This window comes from Mesorhizobium sp. P2_F5 (genome assembly GCF_056403715.1).
This window is the reverse complement of the sequence record NZ_JBFUEY010000018.1, coordinates 88,735-101,071: the sequence shown is the minus strand read 5'-3', so window position 1 is coordinate 101,071 and position 12,337 is coordinate 88,735. Positions and strand designations below refer to the sequence as shown.

The 12,337-nt window shown below is 61.4% G+C and carries 15 protein-coding genes; 6 read left to right on the top strand and 9 right to left on the bottom strand.

The genetic code is table 11. The features are described from left to right. Positions 1-19 precede the first annotated feature (19 nt). From rpsB to AC1DYO_RS22625, 4 genes are all read right to left on the bottom strand, one after another. On the bottom strand, positions 20-802 hold the full coding sequence (gene rpsB, locus AC1DYO_RS22640) for a 30S ribosomal protein S2 (protein WP_142865747.1): 783 nt from the start codon (positions 800-802) through the stop codon (positions 20-22). A 176-nt stretch (positions 803-978) separates the two neighbouring features. Then, a complete protein-coding gene (locus AC1DYO_RS22635) occupies positions 979-1,590 on the bottom strand; it encodes a LysE family translocator (protein WP_477266706.1) in 612 nt (203 codons plus the stop codon). Further along, complete coding sequence (locus AC1DYO_RS22630; RefSeq protein ID WP_454575006.1) at positions 1,587-1,865, bottom strand: DUF4031 domain-containing protein; 279 nt, start codon at positions 1,863-1,865, stop codon at positions 1,587-1,589. Before AC1DYO_RS22630 ends, AC1DYO_RS22635 begins: the two co-directional genes overlap by 4 nt. A 31-nt stretch (positions 1,866-1,896) precedes the next feature. Then, positions 1,897-2,727 (bottom strand): cell envelope integrity EipB family protein, encoded by an 831-nt coding sequence (locus AC1DYO_RS22625; protein WP_477266705.1) that lies wholly within the window; start codon positions 2,725-2,727, stop codon positions 1,897-1,899. A 139-nt stretch (positions 2,728-2,866) separates the two neighbouring features. Between AC1DYO_RS22625 and AC1DYO_RS22620 the strand changes: the two genes are divergently transcribed. The 5 genes from AC1DYO_RS22620 to AC1DYO_RS22600 all read left to right on the top strand — a co-directional run bounded on the left by AC1DYO_RS22620 (position 2,867) and on the right by AC1DYO_RS22600 (position 7,109). Next, the gene (locus tag AC1DYO_RS22620; protein ID WP_477266704.1) at positions 2,867-3,331 is read left to right on the top strand and encodes a RidA family protein; all 465 of its coding nucleotides are present in this window, start codon (positions 2,867-2,869) and stop codon (positions 3,329-3,331) included. A 14-nt stretch (positions 3,332-3,345) separates the two neighbouring features. Next, positions 3,346-4,074: a glycerophosphodiester phosphodiesterase gene (locus tag AC1DYO_RS22615; protein ID WP_477266703.1), complete on the top strand. Its 729-nt coding sequence runs from the start codon at positions 3,346-3,348 to the stop codon at positions 4,072-4,074. A 55-nt stretch (positions 4,075-4,129) separates the two neighbouring features. Then, on the top strand, positions 4,130-5,344 hold the full coding sequence (locus AC1DYO_RS22610) for a GNAT family N-acetyltransferase (RefSeq protein WP_477266702.1): 1,215 nt from the start codon (positions 4,130-4,132) through the stop codon (positions 5,342-5,344). 122 nt (positions 5,345-5,466) lie between these two features. Further along, a complete protein-coding gene (locus AC1DYO_RS22605; RefSeq protein WP_477266701.1) occupies positions 5,467-5,895 on the top strand; it encodes an HIT family protein in 429 nt (142 codons plus the stop codon). 146 nt (positions 5,896-6,041) lie between these two features. After that, a complete protein-coding gene (locus tag AC1DYO_RS22600; protein ID WP_477266700.1) occupies positions 6,042-7,109 on the top strand; it encodes a phosphatase PAP2 family protein in 1,068 nt (355 codons plus the stop codon). A gap of 101 nt (positions 7,110-7,210) precedes the next feature. Here the strand turns inward: AC1DYO_RS22600 and clpA are convergent, their stop codons facing one another. The 5 genes from clpA to AC1DYO_RS22575 all read right to left on the bottom strand — a co-directional run bounded on the left by clpA (position 7,211) and on the right by AC1DYO_RS22575 (position 11,029). Continuing rightward, positions 7,211-9,676, bottom strand: coding sequence for an ATP-dependent Clp protease ATP-binding subunit ClpA (clpA, locus tag AC1DYO_RS22595; protein ID WP_181057067.1), 2,466 nt, complete (start codon positions 9,674-9,676; stop codon positions 7,211-7,213). A gap of 6 nt (positions 9,677-9,682) precedes the next feature. Beyond that, positions 9,683-10,009: an ATP-dependent Clp protease adapter ClpS gene (clpS, locus tag AC1DYO_RS22590; protein ID WP_023671012.1), complete on the bottom strand. Its 327-nt coding sequence runs from the start codon at positions 10,007-10,009 to the stop codon at positions 9,683-9,685. 275 nt (positions 10,010-10,284) lie between these two features. Next, positions 10,285-10,614 (bottom strand): phasin family protein, encoded by a 330-nt coding sequence (locus AC1DYO_RS22585; RefSeq protein ID WP_112561625.1) that lies wholly within the window; start codon positions 10,612-10,614, stop codon positions 10,285-10,287. Between the two features lie 21 nt (positions 10,615-10,635). After that, positions 10,636-10,887, bottom strand: coding sequence for a hypothetical protein (locus AC1DYO_RS22580; RefSeq protein ID WP_477266699.1), 252 nt, complete (start codon positions 10,885-10,887; stop codon positions 10,636-10,638). A gap of 16 nt (positions 10,888-10,903) precedes the next feature. Beyond that, entirely contained in the window at positions 10,904-11,029 is a 126-nt protein-coding gene (locus tag AC1DYO_RS22575; protein ID WP_477266740.1) for a hypothetical protein, read from the bottom strand. On the opposite strand from AC1DYO_RS22575, the gene AC1DYO_RS22570 reads away from it, so the two are divergent. Beyond that, positions 10,974-12,335 (top strand): SPOR domain-containing protein, encoded by a 1,362-nt coding sequence (locus tag AC1DYO_RS22570; RefSeq protein WP_477266738.1) that lies wholly within the window; start codon positions 10,974-10,976, stop codon positions 12,333-12,335. The two genes, AC1DYO_RS22575 and AC1DYO_RS22570, sit on opposite strands and share 56 nt — an antisense overlap. The last annotated feature ends 2 nt before the right edge of the window (positions 12,336-12,337 follow it).

Sequence of the window (12,337 nt, the reverse complement as noted above, 5' to 3'; positions counted from 1 at the left end):
CGGGACCGGCCTTCGACTGTCAGGCTTCCGGGGTCTCGGCCGCCGGGGTCGGATCGAGCGCCGGTTCGACCGGAGCCTCAACCGAGGCGCCGATGTCGACACCGAGCGCGCCCTGCTGACGAGCGATGCCGTCGATGGCAGCCTTGGCGATCAGATCGCAATAGAGCTGGATGGCGCGCGCGGCGTCGTCATTGCCGGGGATCGGGAAGTCGATCTTGTCCGGATCGCAGTTCGAATCGATGATGGCGACGACCGGGATGCCGAGGCGCTTGGCCTCGAGGATGGCGATCGCTTCCTTGTTGGTGTCGATGACGAACATCAGGTCAGGCGTCGAGCCCATGTCCTTGATGCCGCCCAGCGCCTTGTCGAGCTTCTCGCGCTCGCGGTCGAGGTTCAGGCGTTCCTTCTTGGTCAGGCCCTGGGCTTCGCCGGCCAGCATCTCGTCGAGCTTGCGCAGGCGCTGGATCGAGTTCGAGATCGTCTTCCAGTTGGTCAGCATGCCGCCGAGCCAACGCGAGTTGACGTAGTACTGGGCCGAACGCTGCGCCGCGTCGGCGACGATGTCCGACGCCTGGCGCTTGGTGCCGACGAACAGCACGCGGCCGCCCTTGGCGACAGTGTCGGAAACCTGCTTCAACGCCTGGTGCAGCAAAGGCACCGTCTGCGAGAGGTCGATGATGTGGATGTTGTTGCGAGCGCCGTAGATGTAGGGCGCCATTTTCGGGTTCCAGCGGTGGGTCTGGTGGCCGAAGTGAATGCCAGCTTCCAAAAGCTGGCGCATGCTGAAATCAGGCAGTGCCATTCAAAGTTCCTTTCCGGTTAGCCTCCACGGACACAGGCATTTTTGGACTTTGTCCTCGAACGCCACCGGAGGTTTCAGCCGGATTTCTCCCGGGCAGACACCAAAGTCCGTGTGTGGAATGAGCGCGCATATAGAGGGGAAGTGCTGCAAACGCAAGCGGTGAGGCGCTGTACCGCTCAGCGTGCGGCAATCAGTGCTCCGGTGCCGATCATGGCGCTGCCGGCAAACCTGTTCATCAGCCGCATGCGTTTGGGCGTCCTGAACCAGCCGGACGCCCGGCCCGCCAGCGCCGCATAGACGCCCATGGTGACAATGTTGACGCTAACGACCACAGCGACCACCAGCAGGCCATCGGCAAACGTCATGGTGTCAAGGTTGAGGATAAGCGGCATGATCGAGGCATGGAACAGAATCGCTTTCGGATTGCCGAGCGCAACGGATGCGCCAAGCAGGAACGACCGCGACAATCTGGTTTGAGGCATACCCTGCGCGGTAGACTGCGCGGCGGCGGCCCGCCACATCTTGACGCCGAGAAAGATCAGGTAGGCGGCACCGGCGTATTTCAATAGGAGAAACACCCATTCGAAAGTCTGGGCCAGCGCTACCAGTCCGAGCAGGGCCAGGGTGACCAGCACGGCATCGCCGGCGGCAATGCCAATTCCGGCGACGAACGCACGCAGGAAGCCGCGCGACACGCCGTTGGTAATCACCGTGAACATCGCCGGTCCCGGCGTCGCGGCGGCAAGGGTGATGGCAAGGCAATAAGCCAGGAATGCCGTTATTGTCACGATCGGCCCTTTCCGTTGGGTACCCGCACGCGCCGGAAGATCGCGACGATCTCCTCGCGGCTGCATTCGATGGCGCCGAGCCGCACCGCGCGGTCGCGCTCGAAGCCGGTTATGTCATAGTGAGGCGCCGATGTCTTGGGCGGCCCCTGGTAGGACGAACGCTTGACGCCAAGCTCGGCGGCGAAACGATGCAGTTCGTCCGTATCGTCGGCCATCAGGTGGCACCAGCGATGGCCGGCCCACTTCCAGATCGCCGCATCGACATAGACCGCCATCAAGCCTGCCGTGGCCAGCTCCGCCCTGTTGTTACTTCGAGATCGGGCAAGGCTTGGTCTGGTCGAACAGCGACAGGTTGACCAGCTTGCCGGTCATCGAGAACTCGCCATAGTCCATGGTGAGGTCACGGGTGATGCCGTTCTCATGCAGCTTGAAGCTGATGCGGTATTCCGGCACCTCTTCGCCCGATTTGTCAGTCGCGTCGAAATAGGCGATGTCGACCGGCCAGTATTTGTCGCCGGCGAGCTTGGCCAGCGCCGGCGCTTCGGGGTCGGCCTTGTCGCCCTCGGCCTTCTTGCCGACGATAACGGTGGTGGTCATCACCTTGTTGGCATCTTCCGAACCGTCGAACAGGCTGGTTTCGTAGAAGTTCTCGCCTTTTTCGGCCTTGCCGATGAGTTCGACCAGGTGTTGTGTCGGGAACTGGGTGGCGGCGAGTTCGAGGCTGTTCTTCTCAGGTTTGTCGATTACGACCTTGAGGCCCTTGGTCTCCTTCGTGGCGGTGCCCTTGACCTCCTTGTCGAGATTCTGGTCGACGAAGGATTTGGTCACGAATGAGAAGGTCTTGCCTTCGGCGTCCTCGAAAGTGGTCGTCTGCTGGTCGGTCAGCCTGGTGTTGTCACCGGTGACGATCTGGGTGACGAAACGGAATTTTACCGTATAGCCCTCGCAGGGTGAGCCATTGAACTCATAGACCATGCGGCCGGAAATGCCGGTGATCCCCGAACGGTCCGACGCCTTGCTGAGGGTAAGATCGTAGACGGCGCGATGCGCCTGCAGCGCCGGCACGGCAAAGGCGGGAGCCATCGAGAACAGCGCTGGGACAAGAACGGCGTGGAAAGCAAGGCGCGTTGCGCGCATAGGGGGCTCCGATCGTCGCGGCTGATGGCAGGCCGCAGGGAAAGATGGTCCAGCTTAAAAAAAGTCGTGGCGGAAGCGAGGCAAAAATAGCAATTTCGGCCCCGGCCAGCGCGGCGTCTCCAAGCAATAGGGAAATACCATGAGTGAAACAATCGAAAAGCGGCTAAGCGATCTCGGCGTGACGTTACCGGCCGCCGCAGCGCCGGCCGCGAACTATGTGCCCTATTGCAGGTCCGGCAATCTTTTGTTCACCGCCGGCCAATTGCCGCTCAAGGAGGGCAAACTGCAGGCAAGCGGCCTGCTCGGCCGTGACGTCGACACGGCAGCCGGCAAGGAAGGTGCAAAATACTGCGCAATCAACATTTTGGCTCAGGCCAAGGCAGCGCTTGGCGATCTCGAGAAGATCCAGCGCCTGGTCAAGATCACCGTCTTCGTTGCTTCGGTGCCGGATTTCGTCGAGCAGCATCTGGTTGCCAACGGCGCCTCCGATTTCCTGGTCGCCGTCCTTGGCGAACGCGGCAAGCATGCCCGCTCAGCCGTCGGCACCGCCTCGCTGCCGCTCAATGCCGCAGTGGAAATCGAAGCTATCTTCGAAGTCGCATGAGCAGGGACTGAGCTATGACCGACCTTTCCTGGCTGACCGCCCGCCCCGTGGCGCATCGCGGCTTTCACGACATGAACAAGACGCGCTGGGAGAACACGCTATCGGCCTTCACTGCTGCCGCCGAGCGCGGCTATGCGATCGAATGCGATGTGCATTTATCGTCCGATCGCGTCCCCGTCATCATGCATGACAGCGACCTCAAGCGGCTCACCGGCCAGGACGGCTTCGTCTGGCAGCGTACGGCGGCGGAACTGGCTGCACTCAGGATCGGCGGCACCAAGGACCACGTGCCGACGCTGCAGGAAGTGCTCGACCTGGTCGACGGCCGCGTGCCGATGGTTGTCGAACTGAAGGGTATTCCCGGCTATGACGAAGGGCTGGTGGCCAGCGTCGGCAAGATGCTGAAGCGCTACAAGGGCAAGGCGGCGATCATGTCGTTCGACCATTGGCTGGTCCGTGATTTCCCCAAGGACGCGCCGGGCATTCCGGGCGGGCTGACGGCCTATGGCAAGGATATCAGGCTGATCGAGGCGCATTTCGCCATGCTGGCGCACGACCTCGCCTTCACCTCTTATGCCGCGGGCGACCTGCCGAACCCCTTCGTCAGCTTCGTGCGTGAAAAGCTGAAAATGCCCGTCATCACCTGGACGGTGCACGACCAGCCAGCAGTCGATCTCACCTTCAAATATGCTGACCAGATGACGTTCGAAGGGTTTGAACCCGATCTGGTCAAAGTCGCCTGACGGGAGTGTCTGAAACGTGACTTGTAGCGGCCCCGACAGAGCTTAAATAAGTCCCATGGATCAGGGTGACGAAGGCGATGGACAAACGGCGAATGCGGAGTTTTCCATCCGCATCGCCGCTGGCATCAATGCCTTCACCTGCGATGAGTGGAACGGCTTTGCCGGCACCACGCGCGGCGGCACAGAAAACGGCTATAACCCTCTCGTTTCATACGCTTTTCTGAGCGCGCTTGAGGATTCCGGCTGCGCCGTGCGGCGCACCGGCTGGCAGGGCCATCACCTCCGGCTGGAGAACGCAGACGGCCGACTGCTGGGCGCGGTGCCCTGCTATCTCAAATCGCACAGCCAGGGCGAATATGTCTTCGACCATGGCTGGTCGGATGCGTTCGAACGCGCCGGCGGCAACTACTATCCAAAACTGCAATGCGCCGTGCCATTCTCCCCGGTCACCGGCCCTCGCCTGCTGGTCAGCAAGGGCGAGGACAGCGCAACTGTAAAGGCCGGTCTCGCGGCGGGCCTGAAGGCGGTAACGGAAAAGCTCGGTGTCTCGTCCGCGCATGTGACCTTCGCGCAGGAAAGCGACGTCGAGACGCTGGAGGCGGCCGGCTTCCTGCACCGCACCGACCAGCAGTTCCATTTCTTCAACGAAGGCTTTTCGACCTATGACGATTTCCTCGCCACGCTGGCGTCGCGCAAGCGCAAGGCGATGAAGAAGGAGCGCCGCGAGGCGCTCGCCAACGATATCTCGATCGACCGGCTGACCGGCAAGGACCTGACCGAAAAGGCCTGGGACGATTTCTTCGCCTTTTACATGGACACCGGCAGCCGCAAATGGGGCCGGCCCTATCTCAACCGCAAGTTCTTCTCGCTGATCGGCGAGCGCATGGCCGACGACATCCTGCTGGTGATGGCCAAGCGCAATGGCCGTTATATCGCCGGCGCCATCAATTTCATCGGCTCCGATGCACTCTACGGGCGCAACTGGGGCTGCATCGAGGACCACCCGTTCCTGCATTTCGAAGTCTGCTACCACCAGGCCATCGACTTCGCCATCGAGCGCAAGCTGAAGGTGGTCGAGGCGGGCGCACAAGGCGAGCACAAGCTGGCGCGCGGCTACCGTCCGGTGACCATGCATTCGGCGCACTACATCGCACATCCCGGCCTGCGCAATGCTGTGGCCGACTATCTCCGGCGCGAGCGGCGCGAGGTCGAGCGGATGGGTGAAATTCTGGAAGAGCACACGCCGTTCCGCAAGGATCTTGAGGAATAGCCGCCACCGCCCCCTCGCCCCAGTTTGCTCCGATTGACGGGGGGATCRTCGATCTCGCCTGACCTGGCTTGTCGGTCCGGGGCGGCTTCGCTACACCGGGAGCATACTCCCGGAGCGCCGCCATGACCGAGACTTACGACCCCAGCAATATCTTCGCAAAGATCCTGCGTGGCGAAATCCCCTCGCACCGTGTCTACGAGGATGACGCTGTGGTCGTCTTCATGGATGTGATGCCGCAAGGGCCCGGGCACACGCTGGTGGTGCCGAAGGCACCGTCGCGCAACCTGCTCGATGCCGATCCGGCGACGCTCGGCCCGCTGTTCACGGTCGTCCAGAAGGTTGCGCTGGCGGTCAAGAAGGCTTTCGGCGCCGACGGCGTCACCATCCTGCAGTTCAACGAACCGGCCTCCGGCCAGACCGTCTATCACCTGCATGTCCATGTCATCCCGCGGTTCGAAGGCATCGTGCTGAAGCCGCATACGGGACAGATGGAGAAGCCCGAAGTGCTGGCTGAGAACGCGGGCAAGATCCGGGCAGTGCTGAACGGTTGAAGCTGGTGTGCCTCAAGGCGATGCGCTTAGGCACATTCCACCGCGTCGGTTAGGAAAGTATCAAACCACGCCATGGTAACTTGCCGTACCGTGGTGCGTTTGGGTTTTCAAAAATCGTGGGAAATTCGGTTGCGACATCAGAACCGTTGGCAAAGGCAATTGCCGGGCGAGTCTTTCTGAGCATCCTGGCGGACGCATACCGGCGACACCGGCTGCTGCACGTGATGGCCATCGCTGCCTTGCTTTTGGCAGCCGCGGTCGGCCTGCGTACCGGAAACATGCCGGATTTCAGCGTTCTGGTTGACTACGCCCAATACCTTCTCTTCGCTTTCTGGATAGGCGGCTGTGCCTTCGCACTCGGCAGCTTTTTTCACCTTGCGCTCGTCAAGCGGGACCCTGAACCGCTCGGCACTTTTCTAAGATCGATGGGGAGCTTCTTCGGCAACGCCGAGCGCAACGCCAACAGCCTCAATGGTCTGGCTGCGAGCATCGCGCTCATATCCGCTTTCGGTGTGTTGAAAGGGGCGGTCGCGATCCTTTCGCCATTCGCATGGGACCACGCATTGGCTCAGGCCGACCGGGCGCTGCATTTCGGTCGAGCTCCCCATGAATGGCTATGGTTTATCGTCCAGTCGCCGCTTGCGGTCAGACTATTCAACCTGGCCTACAATTCCTGGTTCGTCGTCCTCATCGCCTCGGTCTTCATCGCTTGCATCACGCGCAACGACACGAAGCTGCGCCACCAGTTCCTGATAAGCTTCATGCTTGTGTGGATACTGGCGGGGTTCTTCCTGGCGATGGGCCTGTCTTCGGCAGGGCCGTGCTTTTACGAGCGGCTGGGGCTCGGCAGCGACTATCATTCCCTGATGCAAGCACTCACTGCTGCCAATCGATCCTATCCTATCTGGGCGCTCAGCACGCAGGACATTTTGTGGAGCGGTTATATCGGGGCGACCCCCGGCAGTCTCGGTATATCCGCCTTCCCGTCCATGCATGTGGCTATGGCGGTGCTTTTCGCGCTTTATGCAACACGCCGCTCTCGGCTGGCTGGTCTGTTGATGTGGACATTCGCTGCAATCATCATGGTCGGCTCGGTCGTCCTTGGCTGGCACTATGCCGTGGATGGCTATGCGAGTGTGCTGATCTCGATCGCCATCTGGAAGGCGTGCGGATACTTCCTGGCACGCTTTGCACCCGACGGCGTCGCCGCCTGACCTGAAAGCATCTGACCTGAAAAGCAGGGGCGCTGTTTCGGCAAATCGGCCAGCCATGAAAAAAGGCCCCGTCACCGGGGCCTTTTTCATTGGCGAACTTTTTAGCCCTTGCGTGGCAGTTGCGGCACCAGGCTGCGCTTGCCACCATCCTTGCCTTTGGGCTCAGGCTTTTGCGCCACCGCCTTCTTGGCGACAGGCTTCTTGGCCACTGCCTTGCGGGCTTTCGGCGCCTCTTCCGGCTCCTGCTTCGGCTGCACCGGCGCTTCGTCGGCCAGCGATTCGAGCTTCAGGCCGGTTTCGCCGGTTTCCTTCTTCTCGACGGTGACGCGCACCGTGCCGCCCTTCTTGAGCTTGCCGAACAGTACCTCGTCGGCCAACGGCTTCTTGATGTGCTCCTGAATCACCCGGCCGAGCGGCCGCGCACCCATGCGCTCATCATAGCCCTTGTCGGCGAGCCAGGCGATCGCATCCGGCGACAGGTCGAAGGTGACGCCACGTTCGGAGAGCTGGGCCTCGAGCTGCATGACGAACTTCTGCACCACCTGATGGATGACCGGGATCGGCAGCGAGCCGAACGGGATGATCGCATCGAGACGGTTACGGAATTCCGGCGTGAACAGCCGGTTGATCGCCTCGACATCGTCGCCTTCGCGTTTGGTCGACCCGAAACCGATCGCCGCGCGCTGCGCATCGGAAGCGCCCGCATTGGTGGTCATGATCAGGATGACATTGCGGAAGTCGATCTGCTTGCCGTTGTGGTCGGTCAGCTTGCCGTGGTCCATGACCTGCAACAGGATGTTGAACAGGTCCGGATGCGCCTTCTCGACCTCGTCTAGCAGCAGTACGCAATGCGGATGCTGGTCGACGCCATCGGTCAACAGGCCGCCCTGGTCGAAGCCGACATAGCCGGGAGGCGCGCCGATCAGCCGCGAAACGGTGTGGCGTTCCATATATTCCGACATGTCGAAGCGGATCAGCTCGACGCCGAGCGAGGCAGCCAATTGCTTGGCAACTTCGGTCTTGCCGACGCCGGTCGGACCCGAGAACAGGTACGAGCCGATCGGCTTTTCCGGTTCGCGCAAGCCGGCACGCGCCAGCTTGATCGCCGAGGTCAGCGCGCTGATCGCGGTGTCCTGGCCGTAGACGACGCGCTTCAGCTCGATGTCGAGACCCTGCAGCACCTTCTCGTCGTCGGCCGAAACCGTCTTCGGCGGGATGCGGGCCATGGTGGCGATCGTGGCTTCGATCTCCTTGATGCCGATCGTCTTCTTGCGCTTGGCCTCCGGCACCAGCATCTGCGAGGCGCCGGTCTCGTCGATCACGTCGATCGCCTTGTCCGGCAGCTTGCGGTCGTTGATGTAGCGCGCCGACAGTTCCACCGAGGCCTTGATCGCCTCGTTGGTGAACTTCACCTTGTGGAATTCCTCATAATAGGGCTTCAGGCCCTTCATGATCTCGATGGCGTCCTCGATGGTCGGCTCGTTGACGTCGATCTTCTGGAAGCGCCGCACCAGAGCGCGGTCCTTCTCGAAGAACTGGCGGAACTCCTTGTAGGTGGTCGAGCCGATGCAGCGGATGGCGCCCGAAGACAGCGCCGGCTTCAACAGGTTCGACGCGTCCATGGCGCCGCCCGAGGTGGCGCCGGCACCGATCACGGTGTGGATCTCGTCGATGAACAGCACGGCGCCCGGATAATCCTCGAGCTCCTTGACGACCTGCTTCAAGCGCTCTTCGAAATCGCCGCGATAGCGGGTGCCGGCCAAAAGCGTGCCCATGTCGAGCGCGAAGATGGTGGCGTCCTGCAGCACTTCGGGCACGTCGCCTTCGACGATGCGCTTGGCCAGACCTTCGGCAATCGCCGTCTTGCCGACGCCGGGATCGCCGACATAGAGCGGGTTGTTCTTGGAGCGGCGGCACAGCACCTGGATGGTGCGGTTGATCTCGCTCTCGCGGCCGATCAGCGGATCGATCTTGCCGGCCTTTGCCTTGTTGTTGAGGTTGACGCAGTAAGCGGTCAGCGCGTCCTGCTGCTGCTTCTTCTTGCCGCCTTCCTCCTGCGGCTCGGCGCCGTTCTGGCCGCCCTGCTCGTCATCGGCGCCGCGCGGCGAGCGCGTTTCCGATGCGCCCGGGCGCTTGGCGATGCCGTGCGAGATGTAGTTGACCGCGTCGTAGCGGGTCATCTGCTGTTCCTGCAGGAAATAGGCGGCGTGGCTCTCGCGCTCGGCAAAGATGGCGACGAGCACGTTGGCGCCGGACACTTCCTCGCGGCCGGATGACTGCACATGGATGACGGCGCGCTGGATGACGCGCTGGAAGCCGGCAGTCGGCTTGGAATCCTCATCGTAACCGGTGACGAGGTTGTCGAGCTCGGTGTCGATATAGGTGAGAACGGTGTGCTTCAACTCGTCGAGATCGACGTTGCAGGCGCGCATGACAGCGGCCGCCTCGGTGTCGTCGATGAGCGCGAGCAGCAGATGTTCAAGGGTTGCATATTCATGGTGCCGCTCATTGGCGAGCGTCAGCGCCTGGTGAAGCGCCTTTTCCAGGCCTTGGGAGAAAGCCGGCATGTTACCTCACTTCTTCTCCATCACGCATTGCAGCGGATGCTGATTCTGTCGGGCGAAATCCATGACCTGGGACACTTTGGTCTCGGCCACCTCGAATGTATAGACCCCGCACTCGCCCACTCCATGATTGTGAACATGGAGCATGATGCGTGTGGCGGCTTCGCGGTCCTTTTGAAAAAAACGCTCCAGGACGTGAACCACGAACTCCATGGGCGTGTAGTCGTCGTTGAGGATAAGGACCCGATAAAGGCTGGGCTTCTTGGTCTTGGTTTTCGTGCGCGTAATGACAGCCGTGCCGCGACCGGCCTCATTGCCGTCGCCGTCACTTTGCATCCGCACCACGCTTGTCGTGGCAGTCAAACCGATCGTCACGTATCCTGCCTCTTTCGAATCCCCATGCGAGTTCGACATGTAGGTGTTCGATGGACGATTTTAAGCCCTTCTTGTTAGCTGACAATATGGCTAGGTGGGCAAACCCAGGCGATTTTCAAAATCGTGAACCGCCAAAGCCCCGGAATTGAAACCGGCATGAAAAAACCCGGCCGCGCATCCGCGACCGGGTCTGTTTTGCAAGCCCGAAAGGCCGTGCCTGGTATTTTCGAGCGAAATTACTTCGCCTTGGCGACAATCGATTCGAAGGGCTTGTAGGCCTCCTTGGCGAGCTCGGCATAGAGATCGCCGAACTTGGTCGCCTCGGCAACGAAGCTCTCATAGCTCTGCTTGGCGAAATCGGACTGGATCTCGATCGCCTTCTCCAGCGACTTGGCGGAGATCAGCTTTTCGACCGCGGCGCTGCCGGCTTCGAAGCTCTTCTTGGTGTATTCGCCAGCTTCGGTGGCGATCGCCTGCGCGCCCTTGGAGAGCGAAGCGAAGCTCTTCAATCCGGTGTCGGCAAACTCTTTGCCGTATTTCGAGAAGTCCTCATAGGTCTGGGTCATTTCACGTTTCCCTTGACGGTTCTAAAGCGCCCTTGCCTGAGCGCGGTTGTGCAATGCAGGAGAATATATTGTGCGCTGCACAAAAGTCAAGATTTCCGCGGCATCGGGCCGCGCTGCGCCGGCAACAGCTAAAATTCGAATAAAGAAAGGCTCAAGCCCGAGGAAAATGGTGAACGCGCCGGTTACCATAAACGGATTGGTAACGCAGGCCGCGATAGTTTGACGACAAGTGAGGACGGATCCCTTTGCCGCCTCCAGGGCAATGAGTTTCAAAGGAACTATCAGTGCGTCAGGCGTTGTCGGTCTTCGGTTCAAAATCCGTATCTCCCTTCAAAACGATCATGATCCTCGCTTTGGCGATGTCATTCGTCGTTGCGGATGCGGCATCGTCGATGGCTGCCAGGTCGTCGGCCATCGTCGTCGATGCCAAGACCGGCAAGGTGCTTTATTCGTCCGATGCCAACGGTCGGCGCTACCCGGCGTCACTGACCAAGATGATGACGCTCTATCTGACCTTCGAGGCCATGGCGAAGGGCAGGATCAGCAAGAACACGCCGGTGCCGTTTTCGGCCAAGGCGGCGGCCGAGCCGCCGACCAAGCTCGGCGTCAAGGCCGGCGGAGCGGTTTCGGTCGAGACCGCCATCCTGTCGATGGTGACCAAGTCGGCCAATGATTCGGCGACCGCGCTCGGCGAACTGCTCGGCGGCAACGAAAGCAATTTCGCCCGCATGATGACGGCCAAGGCGCGGCAGCTCGGCATGGACGGCACGGTGTTTCGCAATGCCAACGGCCTGCCCGATCCCGGCCAGTTCACCACCGCCCACGACATGGCGATGCTCGGCATCGCGCTCAGGGAACATTATCCGCAATATTACGGCTATTTCTCGCAGCGCTCCTTTCTCTACGGGCGCCAGCGCATCAACGGCCACAACCGCCTGCTCGGCCGCATCAAGGGCGTCGACGGCATCAAGACCGGCTACACCCGCGCCTCCGGCTTCAACCTGGTCTCGTCGGTTTCCGACGGCAACCGCCGCCTTGTCGCGGTCGTCATGGGCGGCACTTCGGGGCGCAGCCGCGACAACCAGATGGCTGGGCTGATCAACGCCTACATGCCGCGCGCATCGACCCGCGGCGGCGGCGACCTGATCGCCAAGGCCGGCGGCGACAATCCGATCAAAGCGCTGGCCAAGGTCTTCCTGCCCAAGCACGACGCGCCGACGCCCGACGACAAGCCGGTGGTTGCAGACGATGCGGTTGCGTCCAACGACGATCCGACATCTGCCGACGAGCAGTCTGCCGACAAACAGACGGTGGCCGCGGTCGAAGAACCCGCGCCCGTCGTCAAGACCAGGAAGGTCAAGACCGTCATCGTAACGGCGCCCAAGGTAGAAACGGCGCAAATGGTTGCCGCCTACGCCGAACCCACGCCAGCATCCCCTCAGGCGGTCGACCCGGTCAACACTGCGTCGGTTCCGTCCGGCTGGGCGGTGCAGGTGGCGTCTTCGCCCAAACAATCCGAAGCCCAGGCTTTCCTCGACAAGACCGCCAAGCAGGCGCCCAAAGTCCTTGCGGATGCCTCCGGCTTCACCGTCGCCTTCGACAAGGATGGCGAGACCTACTACCGCGCCCGGTTCGGCGGTTTCGGTTCGAAGGATGCCGCCTGGAATGCCTGCAACGCTTTGAAGAAGAAGAAAATTACCTGCTACGCCGTCCAGCAATAGTG

What these genes read in the sequence shown, in the direction of transcription:
- rpsB (WP_142865747.1), bottom strand. Translation starts at nt 802, where the DNA reads ATGGCACTGCCTGATTTCAGCATGCGCCAGCTTTTGGAAGCTGGCATT.
- AC1DYO_RS22630 (WP_454575006.1), bottom strand. Translation starts at nt 1,865, where the DNA reads ATGGCGGTCTATGTCGATGCGGCGATCTGGAAGTGGGCCGGCCATCGC.
- AC1DYO_RS22625 (WP_477266705.1), bottom strand. Translation starts at nt 2,727, where the DNA reads ATGCGCGCAACGCGCCTTGCTTTCCACGCCGTTCTTGTCCCAGCGCTG.
- AC1DYO_RS22620 (WP_477266704.1), top strand. Translation starts at nt 2,867, where the DNA reads ATGAGTGAAACAATCGAAAAGCGGCTAAGCGATCTCGGCGTGACGTTA.
- AC1DYO_RS22615 (WP_477266703.1), top strand. Translation starts at nt 3,346, where the DNA reads ATGACCGACCTTTCCTGGCTGACCGCCCGCCCCGTGGCGCATCGCGGC.
- AC1DYO_RS22610 (WP_477266702.1), top strand. Translation starts at nt 4,130, where the DNA reads ATGGATCAGGGTGACGAAGGCGATGGACAAACGGCGAATGCGGAGTTT.
- AC1DYO_RS22605 (WP_477266701.1), top strand. Translation starts at nt 5,467, where the DNA reads ATGACCGAGACTTACGACCCCAGCAATATCTTCGCAAAGATCCTGCGT.
- clpA (WP_181057067.1), bottom strand. Translation starts at nt 9,676, where the DNA reads ATGCCGGCTTTCTCCCAAGGCCTGGAAAAGGCGCTTCACCAGGCGCTG.
- clpS (WP_023671012.1), bottom strand. Translation starts at nt 10,009, where the DNA reads ATGCAAAGTGACGGCGACGGCAATGAGGCCGGTCGCGGCACGGCTGTC.
- AC1DYO_RS22585 (WP_112561625.1), bottom strand. Translation starts at nt 10,614, where the DNA reads ATGACCCAGACCTATGAGGACTTCTCGAAATACGGCAAAGAGTTTGCC.
- AC1DYO_RS22570 (WP_477266738.1), top strand. Translation starts at nt 10,974, where the DNA reads ATGTCATTCGTCGTTGCGGATGCGGCATCGTCGATGGCTGCCAGGTCG.
- AC1DYO_RS22575 (WP_477266740.1), bottom strand. Translation starts at nt 11,029, where the DNA reads ATGGCCGACGACCTGGCAGCCATCGACGATGCCGCATCCGCAACGACG.